Here is a 25,094-nt window from a genome sequence, read left to right as displayed (position 1 = left end):
ATCGTGCTGACTTGCTAAATACTTTGCGAATCTGTTCTGGGAGCTCTGCAAACTTCACCTCCCAGGAAGATATGTGAAAGCACCCACTAATTCCAGAGTCATTGTTCCGCACTTCTAAATCCTATCGCGTCAAAAAAGGTGACACCTTCTACCGGCCAAACATCTCTCTACAAAAAGCCACAACACACGGGGTAGTCGTCGAGACTAACAGAAACCGAATCTCCAGATCTGGCTGTGTCCCTCTGCGATTCCCGAATCCGTGCTATTCAGGTAACGAATTAACCATTGAACGTAATTTGCTTGCGTCCCCGCCGATGTAAGTGTCTTCCCCTACCACGAACAAGACCCGGTTATCTGCCATGTAACTTATAATCAGTTTTACTGGATACTTCCCTGCAAGTACAAGTATCTTTACGTCAGGTTCAGACAGGACTTTTTCATTTGACCTGCGGTAAGGTTTCAAAAGCTCTAGCAGCGATCTGAATTCTGCTGGTGAAAGCCTAGTCTGGCTTTCAGAAGGATCTGTTTCTAAAGCTATACTGCTCACCGTTGCAAGCTGCAAAGAATTTATGATCTGCGTCTCAGTATTCGGTTGGCAACCTACGACGAAAAAGACTGACACGAGTAGTAAAGCAAACCTCCTCAATTTGTAACAGAACTTAGTTTTCATAATCATTCTCCTGGGCAAGTAAAAGGTTTGGTCTTCTGGTGTTTAGTGGAACTGAAGCCGAAGATATCAAACGGAGTAGAAGGCGGAAAAAGGATACTGAGACCGCATGAATAGCCCATAAAATCGCAAAAGTAGCAACGAAACCCCACGCAATTAACGGTAGGCCCAATGCCGATTTAAGCGTGACAGCAATTGCTCCAAGCGCAACCGAGACAGCGGTGGGGAAAAACACTGCGATGAAGGACGGACGAAAAGTGATTTTCTCTAATTCAATTAGTGCATGACTCAGTCTCAAATATTGTCAGGACTCTTTTCGCGGATGCGGAAAACGAGTCCTGACACCTTTTAGTGTGCGGTGAGTCGGGAGCGATGACGGAATGCGTCGGCTAAAATTACGGTGGCGATGGCTAGAGTGCCAAGTGATACCGCGAAATATACAAGCGCAAATCGGACGTCAGTTCCGTACGTTGATGCTGTGTCAACGTCAGTGAACGCATACATCACGGGGACTTGGTGGATCGCCATAAACGGGCTGATTGCGCCAAACCATTTGTACGTCTCTGCAATTGGTTGTAATGTGGGTATACCTTGCGCCATCTCGTAAATGACCTGCGGCGTCAAATAGAACAAGATCACGAAACAGAACGTCGCAATCATCGCATGCCGTGTTCGTCGTAGCACCGCCGAAAAAACAGTTGCTACTGTTGTATTGACGATGGCACAACATGTAATGATTAATACACAAAGTAGCACCGGAAGGATATTGCTTCGCAATTCTGGCGTCATAAAAGTCGCAAGAACAACGGGCCATAACAAGAACAACGTTAGGACATACGAAACTCGAAATCCCGCGATAAACTTGCCGCTCACGATTTGCCAGCCACTGAGAGGGCTGGTCAACAACAAATCGAGCGTTTGTCGTTCCCTTTCGCTGGTGATACTGCCGGCCGCAAAAACGGATGTCGCTAGCATGTTAAACACTAGCACATAATCCATGTAGACACGGAACAACTGCGGTTGGATAAATAAGAACCAGGCCATCAGCGGTATCGCGAGGAACAAGCTGACTTGGATCACGATCCTCAGCATCAAAGTTCCTTGACTAAAGAGCTCTGCGTGCAACTCTTTGTCATAGACCGGGTTTGTGCCATCATCCATCAATTGTTCGCGTCGCGGTGGAGCGAAAAAACGATCCGGAAAACGGTCTCGTTGAATAATCAGACCGACTGCTTCGCTTTGCTCTTTCTCTAAATCGACAACTTCTTCTCCCATGCTGCCAACGTCTTGCGGATACAGCAATCTTTGTGAAGTGATATAGATGAGAATCGAACTGATTACTGTCGAGACGACTGGAAAAATTGCGGACGTCAGCGTCAGGCGAACGGCACCGTAATTGGCTGTTCCCAGCCAGACTAAAACTCCAATCACCACCAGGGGCGCGATAATCATGTAGCTGACTACCAGCGACGATGCGACGCGTTTGAAGATGCTGGAACAAGCGACACTAATAGTTCCAAAGAGGAGCACTGCGAAGAGGATGGCAACGTAAGCTGCGACAACTTCCTCAAGCGAGATACCTCCCAGCGGTAAGCAGATAAAAATGATCGGCAGCGAACCGACCATCAGCAACAGCAGGTGCGTAAGCGAGGCGATTAGCTTGCCGACCACGATGGCGATCGGCCTGAGTGGGCTGGCCAAAAGCATCTCATATGTTTTCCTTTCCTTCTCGCCAGCAATCGCACCTGCCGCAAAGCTCGGAGCCATTAGTGAAACGATAGCGAATTGACCAAGGAAAAAATAATCGGCAAGTCGGCGAGCGTCGGAATTGGGTGCGCTTACGTCGACATGGTCAACGCGAGGATAGGCAGTCAAAATGATGGCGGCCAATGCGACTTGGTAGCACAAGAGCAAGAGAAATGATCGATGGCGTCGCAGATTGACGATCAGTTCTCGGTGTAAGACTGGGTTATAGCGAAACACGTGGCGGCTTTTCTCGGGTTTACATGGACAAGGCCCGAGCCCATTGTAGCTGCACGGCCCCCTCGTTCGCCAGCACCCAACTTGCACCTCTCACTTAATTAGCGATGACCAAAAAGGTTGGGCCTCAAAACAAAAACGGGTCATGCTGCGCGAACAGCATAACCCGCTTGGTGTTTGATGATTCAAGCTGCGGGGAGAGGTTTGCTCGCTGGTATTTAACAACGAGCTCCGAATCCGCAGCCATTTGATAGTGCTAAGCACTTTCCTTGCGTTGAGGGACTGATTTCACGTGGCGGAGCGCACCGTCTTCGTCACCCGCATCGATCGTAAAGACCGTGCCGGCTTCTTGATCAGGGAGCTCGAACATGATGTCTAGCATTGCTTCTTCCACGATACCACGAAGACCGCGAGCACCCACGTTCTTGATAAGCGACTTACGGGCAATTGCCTTCAGTGCTGCGTCAGTAAAGTTGAGCTCACAGTTTTCCATTCCAAAGAGAGCCTTGTATTGCTTCAGCAAAGCATTACGTGGTTCACTCAGAACGCGGATCAGGCCATCCTCGTCTAGCGGCGCAAGTGGCGCAACAACTGGCAATCGACCAATCAACTCGGGGATCATACCGAACTGCAATACGTCGTCGCTGGTGACCTGAGACAGAATCTTGGCTCGATCGCTCTCGTCTACTTGGGAGTTGGGTTGACCAAAACCCAGGGTCTTGCGACCAAGACGTTTACGGACGATTTCTTCGATTCCGGCAAATGTACCACCGCAGATGAACAGGATGTTACTCGTGTCCATTTGTATGTATTGCTGTTCTGGATGCTTGCGTCCACCTTGCGGCGGAACGTTTGCAACAGTTCCTTCGAGCATTTTGAGCAATGCTTGCTGTACACCTTCGCCTGAGACGTCGCGAGTAATTGAGACGTTCTGGCTGGTCTTGCCAATCTTGTCAATCTCGTCGATGTACAAGATACCGCGCTGAGCCGACTCGAGGTCGAAATCAGCCGCGTGCAGCAATTTCAGCAACAGATTTTCCACATCTTCACCGACATACCCTGCTTCGGTTAGCGTTGTCGCGTCTCCGATGGCAAATGGTACGTTCAGCATTTTTGCTAGAGTCCGAGCCAAGAGCGTTTTACCGCTTCCGGTCGGTCCTACCAACAAGATGTTAGACTTCTCAATTTCGACGTCTGACCCTTCCCAAGACGAGTTCAATCGTTTGTAGTGGTTGTGAACCGCTACCGCCAATGTTCGCTTGCTGAGCGTCTGGCCGATGACGTATTGGTCAAGGTGCTCGACGATGTCGCGAGGAGTAGGGATTTCGTTAAAAAGGGACTTCGATGGTCCGCGACGTTTGTTCTCCTGGTCCAGAATAGACTGGCACAGTTCGATGCATTCACCGCAAATGTAGACGTCCCCTGGCCCTTCGACCAAAGGTCCCACATCGCGATAACTCTTGCGACAAAAAGAGCAAAAAGCATTCTTCTTGTTAGCCGTACCACCGTTTCCGTTTCCACGACGATTGGCTGTAATATCCTTACCCTGAGGCATACACGACTCCTAGCTAATTCGCGAACTTGATTTTACCCTTGCCAATCACTTGTTAGCGATTCGCGATGTAAAACCAAATTCACATTTGCAATTTAACACGCTTGTTGGGAGCTCGATGATGTGAAAGTCTGTAAGTACTGAAACGTTCTGCGTGGCGGCCCGAGTGTAACACCCCAACCGCCGACCCTCGGCGTTTTTTCCCAATAAACCCAATCATACCGGGCCGTCCCTGTCCGCGGTGTCGAGCCGAAAATATACCTGTGCCTAGGCACCCTACGGCTTACGCTCTCGATCATATACAAGATCATCCGTTTCGTTGACCGCGAAGTAGTCTCAGAAACAATCGATCTCGACAACTTATTTTCTCAAGCACTGCACCCCAAGCAAAGACCGAATATTGCGAAGTTTTCGATCTTTCCCAGCCACACAGCACACGAGAAGCCAATTTCACGAGGCGTATTCCAATCATCACGTCGCTAGTTCGACGTTGCACTAAAGACAGTCTGTTCATCCAAAATGTTGCCCAAAAGCTCATTTTGGTTCGTCGACTGTCTCCGTGGTTTTTGTTCCTAGCAACGACTTTATGTTTCGGTATTCGTCGTTGGTAATGTCCCCTCCTAGACGCATTTCTTCGAAATCTTTTAGGTAGCTTTGCGCTGAACCGATGTCATTCCTGGAGGATTCGCGCCATCTTAACAACAGCCAAATGGCAACCACGGATATAACCAATACGACCAGAACGCTTAACGCCGCCATCACCGGTGTGCTAGTCAGCATTTCCCACATATCTTTTCAGTCTCGCGGTTCCATCGACCGCTGCCTTCTATTTTGATTACCAATGTCGAAACATCATGGTCTCTATTGTAAAGACCACCCATGTCAGTTGGCAATTCGAGGCACAAACATGTTAGGAATCAGGGGGGCTGCCAGTCCAGTCTCTGACTCTATCGTGCGCAACTGAGAGAGTCAGTTTGGGAGTCTGAGAACCGGCAGCAAGAACGCGGGAAGACCAATGCCTGTGCGAGAATCGCTGGAAATATGCCAGTAAAAGTAGATGGAGTCGCCAAGGCAGGCTGCTTGTTGCCCGTGAGAGTCCGCGCGTCAAAAAATTCTAGATCATCCCTGGACAGTAGCGTCCATGAGAAATCGGTTAGCCATCGAGGTCATGGCGCCGTCCAAGGAGTCGCCGCAATTGAACTGCGCGAATTGGTAATTTAGGCTGCTTCGGTGGACAAGAGCGACAGTGTTCATGACTGCGCTGGGGGGGCAAAGTTCCGACGAGTCGCCGTACATGAACAGGACAGGAACCTTCTTTGCCTCTTTCCATCGCACTAGTAGTCTCTGCTGGTCAGGTACAGGGCCGTTGATGCTGACAGCTCCAGCAAACAGCTGAGGATAACGCAGGGCAATCCACTGCGCGACCGAGCCTCCCATTCCATAACCGCCTATGAAAACGCGCTGTGCGTTGACTGGGAGGTCGTCGCAAGCGGACCGAACTGACTCCAGAACGATCTCTTCTGTAACCGGCAAGCAGTCTTGGCGTAACGACCAAGCAAAAAGTCGATTGTTGTCTTTGCACACGCGAGGGCCACGTAAACCAATGGCAATATAGTTTCGCATGCTAACGGATGGAATTACTTCATCCAGTTCATACTCGCTGCTGTTTTGAGAATGCAGCCAGACGAAAAGCGGATAATCGTAGCGAGGTTCGAAGTGTTGTGGAAAGAAAAGCCGATGAGGCGTTTGAAGATCTAGCGGTGTTCGCTCGCGGAGCTGAACAGGATTCTCTTTGACTTGGATGAAACCGTCGTCTGAGACGTCCGACCCTAAGGATGGCAGTCGATTCATCTAGTTCTTTGCTTTGTGAAGGTGAATGGAAGGGGCGTCCAAGCCTTTATGGTCAACGACTTCGAGTAACGCTCGCTTGCGAGTTCTAGCTCACAGCTCAGTTCACCGTCAACATCGAAATCAAGGCACCGCCTGTCAACGGTCGGTGCTGAATAGTACGGGAAAGGTTTAGCCCTTGAGCAAAGCTTCCATCGAAGCAACCAAACTCTTGACTGCGTCGACGCTCTTGGCGAAGGCGGCAGTTTCAGTCTCGGTTAGTTTTAATTCGATAATCTTTTCAACGCCCGCAGCACCTAGAACCACAGGTACGCCCACGTAATATCCCCCCACACCATACTCCTTGTCACAATACGCAGCACAAGGAATAACTCGCTTCTTATCACGAACGATCGCTTCCACCATCTGCGCGGTTGCCGCCGCGGGAGCGTAATAAGCTGAACCTGTTTTTAACAACGAAACGATCTCAGCTCCACCGGAAGCAGTTCGCTTGACGATTTCCTCCAGCCGTTCTGCACTGATCAACTGGGTTACGGGCATTCCGCCGACGCTGGTGCAACTGGGGATTGGCACCATGGTGTCGCCATGACCGCCCATGAGCAATGCCGAGATGTCTTCAACGCTGACTCCCAACTCCATCGCCAAAAACGTGCGGTAGCGAGCGGTATCCAAAACACCAGCTTGACCTACAACTCGCTGTGCAGGAAATCCGGTGACCTGAAACGCACGTTGTACCATCGCATCCAGAGGATTGCTGACAACAATAACGACTGCTTCAGGGCTCGATTTGGCGACCTGCTCTGCCACGCTGCTCATGATCTTGGCATTGGTGGACAGCAAATCGTCGCGACTCATTCCCGGCTTGCGTGCAATTCCCGCGGTGATCACGACGACATCGCTGTTCGCAGAATCATCATAAGAATTGGTGCCAATGACTTTCGAATCAAAGCCCATGATGGGAGACGATTGCATCAAATCCAATGCTTTACCACGCGGCATGTCTTCCGTCTGTGGCACATCCAGAAGCACAATATCTCCTAACTCAGCCGCGGCGCACCAGTGAGCACAGGTCGCTCCAACATTTCCAGCACCGATGATCGAAATTTTGGCCCGTCGCAACATAGAATTTGTGTCCGAATGGAAATGCGAATGCCAAGCGGAAGCACTTGGCGTAGAAGAACGAGAAGTATCGACAGCGGCGCGTCTACGTCAAGCACTAAGAGAGATCGAAACGGGGTGACTGCGACAAAAACACGCCGCGCGGCTTTGCTTCGCTTGATTTTTGGTAACCGGATGCGAAAAAAATTGTTAAGCTTTTTCGTTTTGTCGACACACCTCTTTCGCACCGGTCCCAGGAAAACGTTGTAGCCCATGGCAAGTCATCCTTCCGTCACCCACCAACCGTCTTTGCGCATCGGTTTGGGAATCGATTCCCATCGGCTCAGAATAGGCGGTCCCCTGCGGATTGGCGGTATCGATATCCCCTCCGATTTGGAAATGGTCGGGCATTCCGACGCAGACGTGTTACTGCATGCGATCACAGATGCCATCTGTGCCGCAGCGATGCTGCCGGACATCGGAGAGCTATTTCCTGATGACGATCCGACGAACAAAGGGCGTGATTCCGCCGATTTTCTTCGCGAAGCCATTTCCCAAGCGCGAAATGGCGGGTACGAACTTAACAATTTGGATTGCGTCGTGCGGCTTGAAAAGCCGAAGCTTTCCCCTCACAAATTGGCTATGCGTCAACGAGTTTCGGAAATCCTGCAGGTCGATATTGACCGTGTTGGCATTAAAGCCAAGACCGGCGAGAAAACGGGGGATATCGGCGAGAGCCGACTGGCCGAAGCTCACTGCGTAGTTTTGTTGAGTCGGGCATCGGAGTCCTGAGTCAGATAGCCAGCATTCCTCTCTGTGGCGTGAGATTTAAAAATAGCGATAGATCAGGGTTCAGTTGGATGTTGAGCGTCCATATAATCCGCCCTTCTAGTCGGAGAGGACTCCCGCTAGTCTATCATCATGTGCCGATCAGCAAAAACAACTATGGCAACTGCAACACAACCTTTGGCGACATCTGCATTAAAGAATATGGAAACTTCGATCCGGCTTTACAACACGCTAACTAAAACCAAAGAGCCATTGCAAACGGTCGAACCGGGGCGAGTCGGCATGTATCTCTGTGGGCCGACGGTGTATGCCGAGGCTCATATTGGGCATATGGTTGGTCCCGTTATCTTCGATACCATCAAGCGCTATCTCACCTACTGCGGGTTCAATGTTACGTGGGTCGTCAATATTACCGACGTCGACGATAAACTGATTGCTGCTTCTCGCAAACGCGGCATTTCGATGTTTCAAGTCGCGACGCAAATGACCGCTGATTACTTGGCAAATCTCCAGCAGTTAGGCGTCGATCAAATCGATCACATGCCGCGCGCCACGGAGAACATGGATGAAATCATCAAGTTCATCAACGAACTCATTGATCGCAATCACGCCTACCAAAGTGGCGGAGACGTATTTTTCGATGTTGGCAGCGACCCGCAATACGGCCGCCTGAGCAATCGCAGCGCTGATGCGCAACAAGGCGAAGGAGGCGAGGCTTCGTCGCGCAAACGTTCGCCTGGCGATTTTGCACTCTGGAAATCTGCTAAAGAAGGTGAGCCCGCATGGGATAGCCCCTGGGGCAGCGGCCGTCCCGGCTGGCATATCGAATGTTCTGCAATGAGTCGCCGAATTCTTGGCAAAACATTTGATATCCACGGTGGAGGACTCGACCTGCTGTTTCCGCACCATGAAAACGAACTGGCTCAAAGCCGCTGCTGCCACGGCGATCCTATGGTCCGCTATTGGATGCACAACGGCTTGATGCGAGCTTCCTCTGCAACGGGAAAAGTTGGTGGAAAATCGGACCGCGATTCTTCTGAGTCGCCCGCTTTACAAGAGTCTGCTCCTGAGGATACAGGCGGAAAGATCTCACGAAGCAAAGGTGCCGGTGGACTTGCGCAATTAATCGAAGAACAGACAGGTGAACGCCTGCGATTCTTTTTGTTGCGATCTCATTATCGTTCGACCACCATCTTTGGTGAAGAACCACTGGCTGAGGCAGGTGTGGCCCTTGAGGCGTTCTATCGACTCTTTGATCGCTATGCCACGATTATGGGTTCGTCTGTTTACGAACTGACAGTGAATACGCTTCGCAGCGATTTCACGCTACCTGAGAACAAGCATAAGATCGTGGAAGAAATCGTCGGCCTGAGAAACGATTTTCTTTCCAAGATGGATGATGACTTCAACACTGGCGGCGCAGTGAGTGACCTGTTTGAAATCGCTCGATGTCTGAATCGGTTGATAGACGGCGAAAAGCTAGAAGAAGACAAAGCAGCTGGTTCTGCGGGCAAGCAAGCGCTTCAGGACGGAATGTTGATATTGAGGGAATTGTCGGCAATTCTGGGGCTGTTCAAACAACCTCCACGTCGCAAATCGGGCGGCGATGATTCAACTGAAACGGTTGAGCAACTCATGCAGTTGATCCTAAAGCTCCGCGCCGACGCCCGTTCCAAAAAGGATTTTGCTACGGCTGACGCAATTCGCGATGGACTAGCAACTGCCCACATCCAACTGCTGGACAAGAAGGGTGAAACGGTATGGGAAAAGACAAAGAAGTAACCGCGGATACTCTTATTTTGGGAGTCGATCCAGGCCTGACGATTACAGGCTACGGGATCATAAAAGCCAACGGTTTTCGGCCACAACTGGTCGAAGCCGGCGTGATTAGAATCAGCCGCAGTCAGACCCTGGAACAAAGACTGCAAGAGTTATACGAAGGCATCACCGAAGTTTACGCTTCGCATAAGATCAGCGCGGTTGCCATTGAGCAACTCTATTCGCACTACGATCGACCACGAACGGCAGTGTTGATGGGACATGCGCGAGGTGTTCTCTGCCTTGCCGCTGCGCAAAATGGATTGGCAGTGCATTCTTACGAACCTACGACGGTTAAAAAATCGCTAACGGGGAGCGGTCGAGCTAGTAAGTTACAAATGCAGATGGCAATCCAGTTTCAATTGAACCTCAAAAAAATGCCAGAGCCCGCTGACGTTGCCGATGCTCTGGCGGTGGCCATTTGTCACAACGGCAACCGTTTGCTAGGCGAAGGCCAAGCGACTCGAATTATTGCCTAACAGATCATTATCGGCGTCCAAATTTATCCTCCCGGAGTTTAAACTCGATTGATTACTCGCATAAGCGGCACTCTTGTTGAGCTTGCCGATGATACTGCAACGATTGCCGCATCGCCGTTCCATTACGAAGTACTAATTGCTGAATTTACACGCAGACATCTTCAGAGCGAACTCAACAAGCCAGTCTCGTTGCATACGCTTGAATATATTGAAGGGAATGCGGCACAGGGCGGGCGACTTACCCCTCGTCTTGTTGGTTTCGAATCTGTGGTGGAACGCGAATTTTTCGATCTGTTTTGTTCCGTCGATGGCGTCGGTGTAAAAAAAGCACTCCGTGCAATGGTTCGCCCAGTAGCTGACACAGCGGTGATGATCGAGCAGCAAGATGCAAAAGGCCTATCTGCCTTGCCGGGCGTCGGTCCTGCAACGGCCGAAAGGATTATTGCAAAGCTGCGTCGAAAAATGCCGAAGTTTGCACTGCTTGTGCAGCGGGAAATGCCTGAAGTGAAAACGCAGCAACCAGGTGTTGTCGAAGAGACATTCGAAGCGTTGCTCGTACTCGGACATAACGAGCCTGACGCCCGACGCTTAATTGAACAGGCCGTGGCTGGTGGTAAGAAGTTCAAGGACACCGAAGCGATGATCCAAGCAATATACCAGCGTCAAAGCGAAGGTTAACGAACCAACGACTGGGTGTCGGTGACAACGCCTTCGCTCAGCGGTGCTGCAGCGAGGTGGTCGAACGATAGATCGAGCATCGATTGCAAACGCAGCGCCGTCGGGTCAGCTGGCGAAACTTCCAGGATGCGAGCAAGTGTGACTTTGGCCTCGCTGAAGTTTCCCATTTGATGCTGCACAGCGGCCAGTTGGATTTGACGAGGAAGATCATCCGGCTTTAATCGTTGCGACGCCGCGGCAAATGCCACGGCAGCTTCGTTGTGTCTACCCATATCTGCCAAGGCGAGACCTTTGGCAAGCTGAATCTCGCCACTGATCAACATCGAGGGGTGGTGGTCGGCAACGCGATCGATGGTCGCCAAAGATCGGTGAGGTCTTCCTGTCTGACGATATATTTCCGATACAGCGAGTTGGACTGGAGGGTTGTCGGGTTGGATCAGAAGCGAGCGGTGGAATGCTTGCATTGCAGCATCCCATTCGCGCTCGTACACCCATGTATTACCTAGAACAGCCCAAGCTTGTGCGTTATCCCGATGGTTTTCTAAGATTTCATTGGCAAGCTGTCTGGCTTCGGGAATCTGTTGCATGTCGATGTACATTTCGCCCAGCCGCACCATGTAATCGGGATTCTGACCAGAGAGTCGAACGGCTTCTTGCATATGCAAGATTGCCTTATCCTTCTGGTTAGAATCCCACAGCGTCTGACTGATTCCCCAGTGTGCCCGTTCATCGGAAGGACACTGTTTGATTGCATTCGTGAAACACTCTTCAGCGGCGACCGCTTGGTTGCGCGAAAGTAGTTCGACGCCCTGCAAAGACAATTGCCTAGCTTGGACCACACGTTTGTCAGGTCGCCGCGATTCGAGCGCGCGGCAGCCTGATAGATGGACCAGGACCAGCAGATCGCTGCCGATTATTATCGTGAATAGCCATCGCTTCTGTTTACAGCATAAACGCAGCACTGCGACGGGCCTTTTTCACAAGAGCTAGCAAAGAAGCATGTTCTGAACACTATTGAACTATCGTCGATATCAAATTGATCCTTGAGAGAGCAATACGAGGAACGCAGTTAACAAGTCTAGTTGTTGAACTTATGCTTGCATTCCTGCGTTTTCCGGCTGACGCAGCAGAGCCTCGATCCTCACCGTTGTATTGCCGAAGGTGCTGCCGCCGCCGATATCGGTTAGTCTCTCACTCGTTAAATCGTTCAAGCTCTTTTTGTCTGGTGCAAGCTTAGGCCACCATTGCCCGAGGGCGATAACAACGCCGTACAGTGTTTCATCGGAAACCAAGCATTGTCGGTCAATGGTACCTTGGCGACTAGTTATTCTCACGATGGACTCGTGAGCAATGCCTAGTTCTGCTGCATTCTTGGGATGAATGATAATCTGCGGCTGGCCGCCGGCAAGTTTCCGAATGCTTTCTAGGTTGCCCATGCTGGTGTTTATGATGAAAGCTCCCGGCGGCGAGATCAGTCGGAATGGAAATTCCGAATCTGGCATCTCTTGAAAATTGACTTGTTGGGGTGCAGGAGAAAAGCGAATTTTTCCATCCGGAAAGTTGCTGCCGTTTGCATAGGGTCGGAACGGTTCTGGAACGGCAAGCTTGATACTTCGTTGCGACTTTAGTTTTTCGACGGTGATGCCGTCTAGCCACGGGTGATCGGTATCCAATAGCGATTCTGCCAGTTGCTCGACGGTCCAATCAAGGGTTGGCTCCGAAATTCCGAGACGCTTGCCGACTTGAGAAAAGATCCAAGAGTTGGGTTTGCATTCACCGCGTGGAGCGACAATCGGTTCACTCCATTGAAGAAACAAATGCCCATAGGACGTGTAGATGTCAGGATGCTCGAGAAACGTCGTTGCCGGAAGCAGCAGGTCTGCATAGTCGGCTGTATCGGTCTGGAAGTGTTCGAGAACTACTGTAAACAGGTCGTCGCGCGACAGTCCCTGCCTGACTCGAACTGACTCGGGAGCAACCGCAGCAGGATTTGAATTAAACACAACCAATGCCGAAATGCCCGAGGCTGGTTCCAACTCGCTCGCAAGCTGGTTCATATTGACATGACGACGATTGGGTTGGACAAGGTGTTGAGCTCCGCATTTGGATCGATTCAGCGGGAATGCACCGCTAGTGGAAAGTGTCGCTCCGCCGCCCGGTTGTTTCCACGCGCCAATCAGTGCCGGAAGCAACGTTACGGCGCGCATTGCATTCCCGCCACCCTCGTTGCGAGTCATCCCGTAACCGACTTTGATAAAACTCGACTCGCTTGACGCATACTCGTGCGCTAGCTTTCGTATTTTATCAGCCGGAATGCCGCAGAATTCGGCAGCTCGTTCGGCAGGCCATTCGGCACAGGCCATACGATAATTTTCAATTCCGTCTGCGAATGCGGCTAGATATTCATGATCTTCCAAGTTAGCTGACAGGATTTCATTGCCGATGGCCAAGGCGAGTGCCGCGTCAGTTCCGACGTTAATTTGCCAGTGTTCATCGGCAAATCGGCTGGTCTCATTTCTGTAAGGATCTATATGAAGAATTTTAGCCCCGCGTTTTCGGGCTTCCTTTAGAAAGGGCACAAAATGTGAGTTGCTCCTTAACAGATTGATTCCCCAAAGAACGATGCACCGAGCATGCACAGCATCTTTCGGATCCGGGCCTAGTTTTGCTGGACCATAATTCATCTCCCAGGCGGTACCCGCTGTCGAAGCGCAAATCGTATGATCAAGTTCGGAAGCGCCGATAGCACGAAAGAGTGCAAGAGTGTGTGCGTTTTCCATAATGCCCATCGTGCCCGCATAGCAGTATGGAAGAATCGACTCCGGACCATTAGCGTCGCTGATCTGACGGATCCGTGATGCGAATTCATCGAGAGCTTCATGCCAAGAAATTCTCGTGAATCGGCCCTCCCCTTTTTTCCCGATCCGACGTTGAGGGTAAAGCAAGCGGTCTCGATGATTCTGGCGCTCAGGGTATCTGGCCATCTTAACACAAGCAAACCCCTGGGTTACTTCGTGCCCGCGTTGGCCCTCAACCTTAGTTGCTGCGCCGTCTTCGACGGTAATCTCGAGCATGCAGGCATCGGGGCAGTCCAAAGCGCAAACAGTAGGGAGTTTCATGAAGCGTGGTTACCTTCCAGAGATGAAATTGAACTTCCTTTTTCGGGACCGAATTGAGGCCACAATCAATGATGCCGGGTGACAACTTTCGAGCGCACGCATAGATTAGTAGACATCAAAGACCTAGGACAGCCTTCAAATTTTTACATTGAGCATATGCCAGCCAAGTATCAAGGAAACGGGATCGAGTGCATTTATCCAGACAACTGGACGGTCCGCGAGGATCACTCGGAAGAAAAAATTAATACGTTCATTATCGAAAGCCCTAAGGGAGCCTTCTTTTCTGTAAGTCAGTATCCCTGGACCTGTCCGCCCGGTGAAGTCCTCGACCTTGCAACCCAGGCAGTTCAAGAAGAGTATGAAGACTGCGAAGTCGAGCCGTGCGAGGCTGGATTGAGTATGGATGACTGTCGATGCGTGGAGATTTGCTTCTTTGTCCTCGATATGTTAGTCGTCAGTCGCTTGGTCGCTTTCTCGTTAAACCACAAAACCTATTTGATCGAGCAGCAGGCCGAAGACCGCGACTACGCTCAATTGGAAGCTGTTTTTGAAGCGATGATTGAAACGGTGGTGCAATCTATCGATAAAGTACACGGACTGGCTCGCTTACATTCTGGCGAGGATGGGTCGATCTGAACCGTAGAATGCTATCGTTTGTAAAAAAGGCCATTGCATGTTTGAAATTTTTACAAAACGCTTTGACATCGCAATGTGAGTTATAGGCCAGAAATGGTTTGATCCGGAGGTTTGGGGTGTTTGGGAGGGGCGATACCATGGCCTTGCGGCATTTTCGAGCTTTGGCACGCCACCTGCATTTAAGTCTCTCGTCCACAAGCGACAGTAGCGTCTCGAAATTGAGATGAGTGCGGCAAACGAAGCGAATAACTCAGTGGTTGCTGAGTTCGGCTAACCGCCAGCGTCGCGATCGGATAGTTTTCAGGTCAGGACACGATTGTCAACTGAGGTGCCAAGGACGGATTCACTCAAAATACAAGCCATGGATGCACCGTGATCTTAGAGGCGTCCGAAGCTCGATAAGAGCAAGTGAGACAGACCCATGCCACAGGGGTTAGGCCCGCTTTCACGGTTCGGAAAAGGGAATGTAGGTTGAGTGCACCGACGTTGACTTAGCGACACGGCGTTCAAGAGGACGAGTGAACGCATGAAGTTAGCTTAAATCTTACCGCCGCTGCCTTTGGTAAGCGCCATAAAGGCCGATTCAAGATTGATTTCTTCTTCGGCGAAGTGGCGGACAGAGATACCGCTCCTGATCAATTCGCTCAGTAGCACCGACGGATCCTCCTCACCCGGAAATAAGCTCACACGCAATTTTTCGTGCGATGAATCGACGGATTGAACTTGAGGCAAGCTTTCGAGCAATTTCGCCGTACGATCCGAGTCGGACGCACTTTGTGGTTGAATCAATAACACAACCTGAGAGCGAACTTCGCGGATGACGTCGCTGACATTCGCATTTTTCTTAAGCACGCCCGAGTCGATAATCCCGACCTTGTTGCAAACATCGGCAAGTTCTGGAAGGATGTGGCTCGATACGATGATCGTTTTACCCATGGCGCCCAAGCGACGCATCAGAGCGCGCATCTCGATACGGGCTCGTGGATCAAGGCCGCTGAGAGGTTCGTCTAACAACAGCACTTTGGGATCATGCAACAAGACTCTCGCCAAACCAAGTCGTTGTGTTTGGCCGCGAGAGAGAGTATTTGCATAGGCATCTCGCTTAAAATCCAGATCGACGACATCTAGCATTTCGTCACAACGTTTCCGTCTGCCTGGGCCATTGATCTTGTAGGCGGCAGCGAAAAACTCGAGGTATTCGATGACTGTCATGTCATCATAGACGCCAAAGAAATCTGGCATGTACCCGACCAAGCGTCGAATTTCTTTCGGATGCGTGCTTACCGAATAACCGCCGATGTAAGCTTCGCCGGATGTTGGCGTAAGCAACGTTGCGATTATTCGCATCGTCGTTGTTTTTCCGGCCCCGTTGGGTCCAATGAAACCAAACAAATCGCCGGCGTCTAAATCAAGGTCGATGTCACGTATTGCATACATGTCATCATACTTTTTTGTTAATCCTGATGCTTTAATCACTGTAGCCTCTAGCGATCTTCGATTGGAAGTAGAAACCTTACATACGCTGAGCGATATGCATCTCGGGTAACAACTGTTTGTTCTTTACTGCGAGCTTTCCACTTCAATACTGTTTTGTCAATTTCTGCGAGCAGAACCGCACGATTGCGCGTGAGTCGGTTTGATAGGTCAAACGATTTCAAGTAGTCGAGTTCCAAGCCAACATATTGTCGACCGCCAGCCGCCGAGTAAAAAGTAAGGAGTTCGACGAGTCGAGACATTTTTCGGCGCTCGGATGGATCCCACGGAACGCTTTGTTCTTTATCGTCCACGACCCGCCGCTGTTGAAGTTGTCGTGAAAGATCTCGCGGTGAATCGGCAATCGACAGTTGAATGGTTCCGCCACTTGGAATGCTTTTCGGGAGCGGATATGCCCAGGCTTCATACAGGATTATGGCATTCCGCAATTCGCAATCGAGCGGGTTTGTGAAGCTGCCTTCGAGGAGGTCCGAACCCGGATGATTTTGCAGTTGGTTGCTTTGTAAGATCTCATCGCATCGTGCTTCCCAGCTTGTTTGAAGCGATACCGTACCTGCAGATGGAATCCCAATCCCGTTAATCTCAGACTGAAAGCTGTCCGAGGTGTTGTTATAGATTAGGTCATAACCTGGAATGCCAATGTCGCTGCGAACTCGTGAGTCGAATCCCCCCAAGCCTGTGCCTGGTTGTCCAGCCCACCGCAAGTATGTTTGCGCATGAATTGTCGGCTGCTCGATTGCAGGAGAGGCAGAGAATTCGGGGTTTACGAGCGATTTAGCTTCAGCAGACAAGTCAAACTTGGCCGACGACCCGCTGTACTGTGTAGTGAACGCTGTGCCTTTAACAAGCCCTACATCAAAAATGTAGTCAACGATTTCTACGGTGTTGATTAAGACACCCTTTGGTTTCCATGCCGCGGTTAACGCTTGATTGACAGCGAGAATAGTACAGCACGCAATGGCTAATGTCAGCCAAGTCCACGTCGATTTTCTCAGTGATCGATTGACTACAAAATAATCCAAACCACCGATAGTCAAGACAAAGGCAAGTACAAGAGCTGTTAACAAGCTGATCGAGCCGGAGTTTACGGCATCAAAATGATCGAGACTCGCTCGAATCTGCCCGCTCATCTCATTGTAGCCAAGGAAGCTTACATTCTCGTTGGTATTACGTTGACGGCTTGATGCGAACTCTGGTCCAAATGTGCGTTCTAAAAGGTAGCGACGGTCTTTCCACGCAAGCATACTTTCACCATTGAGATCTACGGCGATCGTATCAACGAAACCCGCTCCATATGCACTGCGAACAAGAAATGGCAGTTTCTCCCGATCAGGCGAGACGAGTGTAAGGTCAGTCGAACTGTCTTTGTCAAGCTGCAAGTGGGCGCAAGTAAGCAGGTCGAGCCGCGATGTCTGGTTGGTCGAGATAAATGATTCGAGTACAGCGGGATCTACTTCCGTAGCGATACCAATCACTTTTCCAGGAATCAATCGAGCAAGCCATTCAATTTTGCTTGCCTCTTCAGCGCTGCCTCCCAGCCAGATATGGATTCGACCGCCATTCGTTACCCAATCGACAATTGCATTCCCCTGAGCTTCGCTGATTCCATTTAGCAGAGTTAAATTGTTCGTTGCGAGCACGATAAGATCCACGCCAGCAAACGCGCGTCTATCTGTCGGCAAGCGTGATGTGTCTGCAAAGCTGCTGACGGAAACCGATGGCAATCCGCCGCGCGCCGACTTTTGTACGATCTCTTGGAGCTCTAAGTTTTCTCCGATCCCGACGATCCATGGCTGAGATACTGGCAACGCTGTTCCGCGTTCCGCGTCTGTCAACTCACGATCTAAAAGCACTTGCTCCTCATCGCTGAGAAGTTTTAATCGCATCGACCGGTTGGTACGCCCATGCCGCACCAAAATTTGCCCGTCGGCACTTGCTTGCTGTTTGTAAGTGACATCGATCCCGTCCCCGTCTACGGACGTAAATTCAAACTCGATCTCTTCACCTGAGTTTGAAGCCAGATTCTGGAGATAGACTGGTGTTTCAAATCCCACTTTCCATTGGTCGTCGAGCCCCATTCCTATCTGGATCTCAGTGGCGGAAATTGCATTTTCCGTTTTGGCAACCTGTTGCGCGTTAGCATCAGATGTTGCATATCTGCAGACGAAGACGCATAGAAGCATCACCGCAAATTGGGATGTTCGGCAAAGCCATTGGTAAGTCGGGCCAATCAATGTTCTAACTGCGCCTACGGAAGGTGATGGGCGGGCAAACTGCTGCTGTATCTGTAAAAAACGCACTCGTTTCCAAGTGCGTTAATGTTTTAAGCTTCTTTCGGGGCGGCGTCGATTAGTCTAGCCGCTTTACACTAATATTCTTAAAGTAAACTTTGCTGTCTGGGTCGTGCGCTTGCAACGCAAATGTTCCGTCTCCGAGTCGTCGCTCGAATTCATTTGAGTCAGCTTCTTTGTTCTTTGGTTCGGTGTAGTCGACAATCGTCTTGCCGTTAACCTTGGTGGTAATCTTGCCATCTTTTACGATGATCTCTTGCGTGTACCACTCGTTGTCTTTGGCCGGGGGATCGAAGACGTCTTGAACGGAATACAAGCCCGAAGTCTTTTTCGGATCGCTGTGCGAAATGTTGACTTGGCACTCGTAACCATATTTGGGCCAGCCATCGTCTTGATACTTGGTATGGAAGTAAATTCCAGCGTTACTTCCCGGAGTTGTCTTTACGTCGACTTTCAAGTGAAAGTTCTTGAAAGGTTTGTCGTTGCCGACGTAAAACAAATGGCTACGATCCCCGTGGGCAACGATACATCCATCTTCCAGGTGCCATGAGTCAGGGGATTCGTTAATCTTCCAGCCGTCGAGATCTTTACCATTGAAGAGCGACTCGAAGCCCTCTTCTTTCTCTTGCGTGACAGCCTGAGGCTCCTGCGCATTAGAGTGTAGGGAAAGTGCCGAGTGCGTAAGTGCGGTCGCTGGGAGAAATAACGCAAGCGTAGCTAAGATTCTGCTAATTGCTATTTGCATAGTTTCGTTTCAAATTGGTAGGTGTCGAAAGGAGGTGGGATAAAAAAACGCCAGCGAGGCTGCCGCTAGCGTTCCAATTGCTGCACCGATTTTAACAGTCGAGGATCAAAAGCTATTTGCCTTCTTTGTCGCCACCTGGCAATTTGCCAGCGGCCATCCGAGCTTTGAAGGTTTCGCCGTCCGCAGCTTTCTCTTCTTCGATCTTAGTCATGATCTCTTTGAGCTGTTCGATCATTTTTTCGTCTTTGGCCTTCTTCTTGAAGTCGCCTACATTGAAACCACCTTTCTCGATGGCTTCGTGAAGAGCGTTGCCGTACGGATTACGTACCTTCTTCTTGTCTTCTTTCTCTACGTGGCAGACATTGCATTTTGCTTCGCCAGCAAGAGTCTTCAATTCAGCTTGACCTTCGCTCTCGGTGTACTTTGCATTCCAAACGTCTTGAATTGGTTTGATGGCAAAGGCTTGGCTTGCAAAGCTTCCACTCGCAATGGATAGTGCAAGCAACATTAAAAAAGACTTTTTCATACGCTATAAAAACTCCGTAGAACAGAAAGAACTTGCATTCGAACAATAGCAGAATATCTAACCTAAATGGCATTGCAAGTCGCGTAAAGCCACTTTCAAAGCCAGATCAAGCGAAAATTTTAGACGAAACTGGAGCTTGTTGAAACTGATTACTAAGGCCTGCGACCAGAAAACTGCGGCTGTTCGGCTCCTAATCATATACCGCGACAAGTACGTAGGCCATCGTCTAGAGTCTAAATCCCCTGAAGTGAATTGCGGGCGACCGGTTCTGCGGAAAAATCGCTATAGAGAAATTCTCGCCTAATTTCTTGATGAAATCGTTGAATCGGTTGATTCAAGCGGGGGTAGGAGGCTGGTCTGCATGCCGGGATTGAAAGAACCAGGTCGCTGCAGGAAGTCGCCGGGCACGAGACGGTACGGCTGGCCAGACGCGTGAGGAGGGCTTACCCAGCGTATACTTGATTCGGGCGAACGTTCTGAAAGAATCGTGCGCACTGCAATTTCAAAATCAAATCGAGCGCTGATTCGCCCCCGATATCTCAATCGAATCAACTCCCGAACGCTAGTATCGTAAGCGTTGTCGATGCCCCGCACATCCAGCCATCTTGTCCAAGAAGGCACATCGCTCGCCACCGACTTTAAATCTGCCAACTCGTCGACCCCCTCGAATTCGAACATGGCTGTGTCTGCGTCGGATACATAAGCACAACGTTCGGTCGTAAATGATAGGCAGACAGGATAAGAAATAGCTTTGTCGTATTGCAAGCGGGACAATCCTCGCTGCGCAGCGACAGTGACTTCCTGCAATTCGAATCGAATATTAAGCGGCGTGCGACTTGGGAAGGCTGCACCTTGGTAGTCGATCATGCGTCCATCCAAAGCAAGTAAACCATTCATCCACTGCACTTCTGTCTTGACCGCGTGCGGTTCGATTAAGAAGTCACCATTACCACGAATCACACTGTTGCTGAGTTGTATCTGAACAGGATCGGAGTAGTTGTCGTCCGCTGCAAGCGTGGTCGATGCACTGTTCAGTGAACCATTAACAGTAGAAGTCAATGACCTCCTTGACTCTCGAGAAAGCGTTGCAAAGACCGACGAACGCCAACCGGAAATTGATGGCATCAAGGTGATAGTGCTACGTTGCAATTCCACCTCCGAACCAGCTGTCATACCGAAGGCGGAGACGATCCCTTCGTTCGATTCGGGGCTATACACTAACAAGTCGACATCAATCAGTCGTAGCGATTGGGCGCCCACCTCGAATCCATATATTTGTTCTTCGAAACCATCGCTCAAAAATTGAGGCATTGTGTCGGTGATGGGCGAAATTTCAATTCGTGCACGTTTTTGACTGCCACTGCGGATGGTGAGTGCGGGGTGGTCCCATCTCACCTTACGCGATAAACGCACAGAATTCATCAAGACAATTTGCTGATATTGGGGCTTGGACGAAGAGATCGATAAAGCTTCTTCCAGGCTTCGAGCAACAATGTAATTGGCATTCGATACACTTGTGGTTGAACTGTCAACGAAGATCGTCGGTTCGCTGGTAACAGAGGACTGTTCAAGTGGAAATGTGGCCACCGGATTGTTCGATCGCTGCGAACCGCTACTCCGAGGTTTGTAGTAGTATGGATCCTCGAACGGGAAATTCGAATACTGTTGTGGTCGAAGAGGACTAGTGGCACTAGCTTCCGTCGTTTTCGCTGGAGTTTGGCTGTTTGTTAACAGCGGAGTCCTGTTATCAGGCAGAGTTGCATCTGCGTTCGATACCGTGTCTGCAAGCGATCTTTCCTCTGGTCTCACGTTGGTCATGGGCACCGTCAGACCGCTTTGATTACGGCTGGGAAGCGTCAGGCTGGTTGCTCGGGGTGGCCCTTCCGCCGCACTTGAACTGCCAAAATTTCGCAGGTCAGGCTGGGAAGCCGTTGTCGCTTGAGCGATGTCGGTGCTGTTCCCGGTTCGAGCCTTTAAGGAGTCGCCGGTAACGCGTTCTTTATCGCTCTCTAGTTCATAATTGCTCCCAGGCACGCTCTCCTCCACGCTCTCCCGTGTCGATCCACTAGCAGATGCGATGCTGTTGGCAGAGCCTGGATCGACAATATTTGCCATACTGCTGCTCGCGTATGGGGAAGCTTCCTGGACATTTGAAGTCTTCTTTACGTTAAAGATAAACCGCTCATGTGGGAGGCTGATTGCAGATTTGACACTGTGCATGCTCTGCATCCATAACGTGACACCGCACAAGAGTCCGATGGCAATCATCCACGGAAGAAGCGACTCAAGAATGCTGACGTCTTCGATTGTCGGCGTGATGGAAATCGTGCCAGCCTGACGACTACGAGGTAAGTTTTCGAATTCTGCAAGGAGGTATAAATCGTTGATCAGTTCAACGGGTTCTTGATAACGTCTGTTCGGATTCTTTTCCATCAAACGATGCAAGATTGCTGCGAGTTCGTCAGGTACATCGATTCGGTGATGGCGAATGTCGACCGGTTGCACGTTCCCGTGCATCATCAATTTTTGAATCGCCGTACCCTCGGGAAACGGCGGTTTGCCTGAAAGCAAGTAGTAGAGCGTGCAGCCTAGCGAATAGAGATCGCTACGTACGTCGGCCGAGCGAGGATCACGCGCTTGCTCTGGCGATATGTAATCGAAAGTTCCGAGCGTAATGTTGCTGGCCGTCAAATCATTCGACGTCCGCTCAATCGCAGTCGTTCTTGCCAGGCCCATGTCCACTAGCTTTACCAAGCCCTTCTTGGTGACGAGAACGTTCGAAGGCTTCACGTCGCGATGGACCACAAACCTTGCCGACGCATGCGCCAAAGCTTCGGCAACTTGTCGCGTGAACCAGACGGCTTCATCTAGCCCAAGCGGTCCTTTCGAGTGAACCAGATCACGAAGATTGATGCCGTCTACATACTCGAAGACAATGTAACTCCATTCCGATACTTCTCCGACGTAATAGACGCGAGCGATGTGAGGGTGGTCGAGCTTGGCGGCGCTTTGCGCTTCAAATTTGAACCGCCGCGCCATATCAGGGTCTTGGCCAGCTGCCGGAATCACTTTGACGGCTACAATTCGATCAAGACGTGTGTCGCGGGGCGCGAAACACTGCCCCCATTCCACCGCCGCCAATCATCTCCAACAGCTCAAAATGGTCGAGCGACTTGCCCAGCAAGACCTGAGCGGCGGCCATGACCGAACTGGAGTGGCGGTTGGTATTTAGCGGTTTCGAGGAATTACGTTGCTCGGGCTCCTCATCGGCGGTAGACCGACGAGCCGAAATGATCGTCGCGTCCGAATTTTCTCCTTCAACGTCGCCCAGCAGCTCCTCTTCTGCATTCGGTCGATTCAGAGCCTGCGACACGCTCGCTGGATGGGAAAAAGCCGAATACGTGGACCGATCATCGCCCGGCGGATTCGCAGGCGAACCTGCTCTCGGTTGGCCCGCTTGAGGTTTCGCATTGTTCGTATCTGGTGTAATGTCCATGCTCCTATTGTAACTACATAGGCCAATTTTCACTTTCGGATAGGCTCACAGAGTTCTAAATTGCGATGGAAAAAGAGTTTTTAGTGTCAAAAGTCGGCGATATTCCGGTGGGCGAAGGGCGTGTTTTCGAAGCGGGAAATCGCATGATCGCTGTCTTCAACGACGCCGGCAAATTCCAAGCCATCGACGATATGTGCCCACATGCTGGAGCGTCGCTGGCCGAAGGTTGGCTAGATGAAGGCTGTGTAACCTGCCCCTGGCACGCTTGGCAATTCCGGCTGGAAGACGGAGCTTATGTCCAAAATCCTAAAATGAAAGTGAATACCTATCCGGTCAGAATCGACGGCGAAGATATCTTTGTCAGCGTCCCCGAATGAGCAAGCGATAGCGAGCTCCTTACGAAAGAGACCTGACGGGAAACCTCACGCAGTTTTTGCGGATCGGCCGCAAGTCTGGATGAACCAAATTATCGGGTAAGTTGCTCCAAGTGCCGCAAAGGTATAGATGATACCGTACAGCGGAATCAAGAACCTGCCACCCACACTGTACAAAGCGGCCACGACAATCGCATTAGTGAGTATCAAGCCAGCGAGGCAAAAGCCAACCATTGGCAGCTTTCGCAGTAAGATCAGCAGACCTGCAATCGCTAGTATTTTTGCGATGCCGCTTTTGCCGGTATACGGATTAAAGTGGATCTTGAGTCGACCCCAGATTAACGCCGGCAACTTGTCTCGATTTTGCGAGATCCATAACCTTACTTCGCGTTTCGCAATGTGCACGAGTTCAAGCTCGAGCGTAATATTTGCAGCGGTCGAGCTGGCTAGTTCATCTCCAAAACTAAGCTTCAACAAGCTTCGCCAATGGTTTTCTGGCTCAGCTCGCCAGTCACCTCCCGCAACGTACGATTCATCACAATAGCCGCCCATCAATGTGATCGGGCCTTTTGTACCCAGTGGCATCCATTGTTGTAAAACTATGCAGTTGCGTGCTAACCAAGGCGACAGCAACAAGAGACTGACTGCGAATATGGCGGTGACTTCGAGGGCTGCCAACTTCAAGTGTTGTAGCAGAGGATGCTCAGAGGTTGAAACGCCACGAAGACTCACGAAGCGTGCAAGGAAAATAAGAGCGACTAAAAATGGCAACCACAGAATAAATATTGAACGTGAGTAAACCATGAGGGCAAAAAAGAACCCTACTACCGCTGGCGCTTTGGATTGCCTGGCTCCTGTTATGAACCAAAGCAAACTCACGACAAAACATTGCGTAAGGGCAAGTGCAGGAAGCTCGGTTATGAAGTCTTCCATGTAGCGTTTTATATTGTTGTCCAAAATTGCTATTGCCATGCACATACTGGCAGCGAGCCATCCAAGTAACGCCCCCTGCTCTTTCGAGGGATTGCAACGAAGCCTTGTCAAACGAATTGCCAAGTAATGTGTTAGGCCAACCGACATGGCTCCGGCCAGAGAAAGACACAGCGCAAGAAAAATTCTTATCACTGCGAATGCGGTGGGTGTGTTGCCCAAAGCTAGATAAGACATTCCGATAACAAACGGTAGCAAGGGAGGTCTGTCTGTTTTGGGGACGACGGGACCTGCTTTATCTTGCCAGCCTCTGTACAATTCGGGATCGGCATTGACGTACGGACGTTGCCACTCGGGGTTACTCAGGTGCGAGGCGAGTCCGAGTCCTTGGCTGATCCCCCACCCCATCGACTCGTAATCGGAACCATCCGTTGTCGGCTTAGGTGGGCGTTCAAACCATTCGTTTCCGGCAATGTAGTAAATATTTATTGCGGATAGCACAAAAAATGCAACGATCGCGCTCCTGATGTAGCTTCGTTGGAGAATAGAGAGTTTTTGCGATGTGCCTTGCATA

The 25,094-nt window shown here is 50.5% G+C and carries 21 protein-coding genes; 6 read left to right on the top strand and 15 right to left on the bottom strand.

The features are described from left to right. Positions 1-262 precede the first annotated feature (262 nt). The 6 genes from SH451x_RS21405 to mdh form a co-directional block, all read right to left on the bottom strand. A complete protein-coding gene (locus SH451x_RS21405; RefSeq protein WP_479359172.1) occupies positions 263-670 on the bottom strand; it encodes a hypothetical protein in 408 nt (135 codons plus the stop codon). A 345-nt stretch (positions 671-1,015) separates the two neighbouring features. After that, positions 1,016-2,650 (bottom strand): ABC transporter permease, encoded by a 1,635-nt coding sequence (locus SH451x_RS21400; RefSeq protein ID WP_479359171.1) that lies wholly within the window; start codon positions 2,648-2,650, stop codon positions 1,016-1,018. A 253-nt stretch (positions 2,651-2,903) separates the two neighbouring features. Next, positions 2,904-4,202 (bottom strand): ATP-dependent Clp protease ATP-binding subunit ClpX, encoded by a 1,299-nt coding sequence (gene clpX, locus SH451x_RS21395; RefSeq protein ID WP_479359169.1) that lies wholly within the window; start codon positions 4,200-4,202, stop codon positions 2,904-2,906. Positions 4,203-4,733: 531 nt separating this feature from the next. Then, the gene (locus tag SH451x_RS21390) at positions 4,734-4,979 is read right to left on the bottom strand and encodes a hypothetical protein (protein WP_479359168.1); all 246 of its coding nucleotides are present in this window, start codon (positions 4,977-4,979) and stop codon (positions 4,734-4,736) included. A 339-nt stretch (positions 4,980-5,318) separates the two neighbouring features. Continuing rightward, positions 5,319-6,050 (bottom strand): alpha/beta hydrolase, encoded by a 732-nt coding sequence (locus tag SH451x_RS21385; protein WP_479359167.1) that lies wholly within the window; start codon positions 6,048-6,050, stop codon positions 5,319-5,321. A gap of 168 nt (positions 6,051-6,218) precedes the next feature. Continuing rightward, positions 6,219-7,166: a malate dehydrogenase gene (gene mdh / locus SH451x_RS21380; RefSeq protein ID WP_479362927.1), complete on the bottom strand. Its 948-nt coding sequence runs from the start codon at positions 7,164-7,166 to the stop codon at positions 6,219-6,221. Positions 7,167-7,418: 252 nt separating this feature from the next. Here mdh and ispF point away from each other — a divergent pair, with 252 nt between their 5' ends. The 4 genes from ispF to ruvA all read left to right on the top strand — a co-directional run bounded on the left by ispF (position 7,419) and on the right by ruvA (position 10,909). After that, a complete protein-coding gene (ispF, locus tag SH451x_RS21375; RefSeq protein ID WP_479359165.1) occupies positions 7,419-7,937 on the top strand; it encodes a 2-C-methyl-D-erythritol 2,4-cyclodiphosphate synthase in 519 nt (172 codons plus the stop codon). A 153-nt stretch (positions 7,938-8,090) separates the two neighbouring features. Continuing rightward, positions 8,091-9,716: a cysteine--tRNA ligase gene (gene cysS / locus SH451x_RS21370; protein WP_479359164.1), complete on the top strand. Its 1,626-nt coding sequence runs from the start codon at positions 8,091-8,093 to the stop codon at positions 9,714-9,716. Then, entirely contained in the window at positions 9,695-10,231 is a 537-nt protein-coding gene (gene ruvC, locus SH451x_RS21365; protein ID WP_479359163.1) for a crossover junction endodeoxyribonuclease RuvC, read from the top strand. The genes cysS and ruvC overlap by 22 nt, the downstream gene beginning before the upstream one ends. Before the next feature lie 48 nt (positions 10,232-10,279). Then, on the top strand, positions 10,280-10,909 hold the full coding sequence (gene ruvA, locus SH451x_RS21360) for a Holliday junction branch migration protein RuvA (protein WP_479359162.1): 630 nt from the start codon (positions 10,280-10,282) through the stop codon (positions 10,907-10,909). Here the strand turns inward: ruvA and SH451x_RS21355 are convergent. Further along, entirely contained in the window at positions 10,906-11,871 is a 966-nt protein-coding gene (locus SH451x_RS21355; RefSeq protein ID WP_479359161.1) for a tetratricopeptide repeat protein, read from the bottom strand. The genes ruvA and SH451x_RS21355 overlap by 4 nt on opposite strands. Before the next feature lie 129 nt (positions 11,872-12,000). After that, positions 12,001-14,028, bottom strand: coding sequence for a molybdopterin-containing oxidoreductase family protein (locus SH451x_RS21350; RefSeq protein WP_479359160.1), 2,028 nt, complete (start codon positions 14,026-14,028; stop codon positions 12,001-12,003). A gap of 78 nt (positions 14,029-14,106) precedes the next feature. Between SH451x_RS21350 and SH451x_RS21345 the strand changes: the two genes are divergently transcribed. After that, positions 14,107-14,664, top strand: a complete 558-nt coding sequence (locus SH451x_RS21345; protein ID WP_479359159.1) for a hypothetical protein — start codon at positions 14,107-14,109, stop codon at positions 14,662-14,664. 537 nt (positions 14,665-15,201) lie between these two features. Here SH451x_RS21345 and SH451x_RS21340 read toward each other — a convergent pair. The 6 genes from SH451x_RS21340 to SH451x_RS21315 all read right to left on the bottom strand — a co-directional run bounded on the left by SH451x_RS21340 (position 15,202) and on the right by SH451x_RS21315 (position 23,216). After that, complete coding sequence (locus SH451x_RS21340; RefSeq protein ID WP_479359158.1) at positions 15,202-16,140, bottom strand: ABC transporter ATP-binding protein; 939 nt, start codon at positions 16,138-16,140, stop codon at positions 15,202-15,204. 8 nt (positions 16,141-16,148) lie between these two features. Then, on the bottom strand, positions 16,149-18,458 hold the full coding sequence (locus SH451x_RS21335; RefSeq protein ID WP_479359157.1) for a hypothetical protein: 2,310 nt from the start codon (positions 18,456-18,458) through the stop codon (positions 16,149-16,151). 49 nt (positions 18,459-18,507) lie between these two features. Beyond that, positions 18,508-19,194, bottom strand: a complete 687-nt coding sequence (locus SH451x_RS21330) for a 3-keto-disaccharide hydrolase (RefSeq protein WP_479359156.1) — start codon at positions 19,192-19,194, stop codon at positions 18,508-18,510. Between the two features lie 112 nt (positions 19,195-19,306). Further along, positions 19,307-19,720, bottom strand: a complete 414-nt coding sequence (locus SH451x_RS21325; protein ID WP_479359155.1) for a hypothetical protein — start codon at positions 19,718-19,720, stop codon at positions 19,307-19,309. A gap of 300 nt (positions 19,721-20,020) precedes the next feature. Next, positions 20,021-22,789, bottom strand: coding sequence for a serine/threonine protein kinase (locus SH451x_RS21320; RefSeq protein WP_479359153.1), 2,769 nt, complete (start codon positions 22,787-22,789; stop codon positions 20,021-20,023). A gap of 19 nt (positions 22,790-22,808) precedes the next feature. Next, positions 22,809-23,216 (bottom strand): hypothetical protein, encoded by a 408-nt coding sequence (locus SH451x_RS21315; protein ID WP_479359151.1) that lies wholly within the window; start codon positions 23,214-23,216, stop codon positions 22,809-22,811. Positions 23,217-23,281: 65 nt separating this feature from the next. Here SH451x_RS21315 and SH451x_RS21310 point away from each other — a divergent pair, with 65 nt between their 5' ends. Further along, the gene (locus SH451x_RS21310) at positions 23,282-23,593 is read left to right on the top strand and encodes a Rieske (2Fe-2S) protein (protein WP_479359149.1); all 312 of its coding nucleotides are present in this window, start codon (positions 23,282-23,284) and stop codon (positions 23,591-23,593) included. Positions 23,594-23,638: 45 nt separating this feature from the next. Here SH451x_RS21310 and SH451x_RS21305 read toward each other — a convergent pair whose 3' ends face one another. Then, on the bottom strand, positions 23,639-25,021 hold the full coding sequence (locus SH451x_RS21305) for a glycosyltransferase family protein (protein ID WP_479359147.1): 1,383 nt from the start codon (positions 25,019-25,021) through the stop codon (positions 23,639-23,641). Positions 25,022-25,094: the final 73 nt, after the last annotated feature.

Source organism: Njordella aestuarii (genome assembly GCF_056494165.1).
Note: the sequence above shows the minus strand (reverse complement) of the source record. Positions and strands in the feature narration are given on the sequence as shown.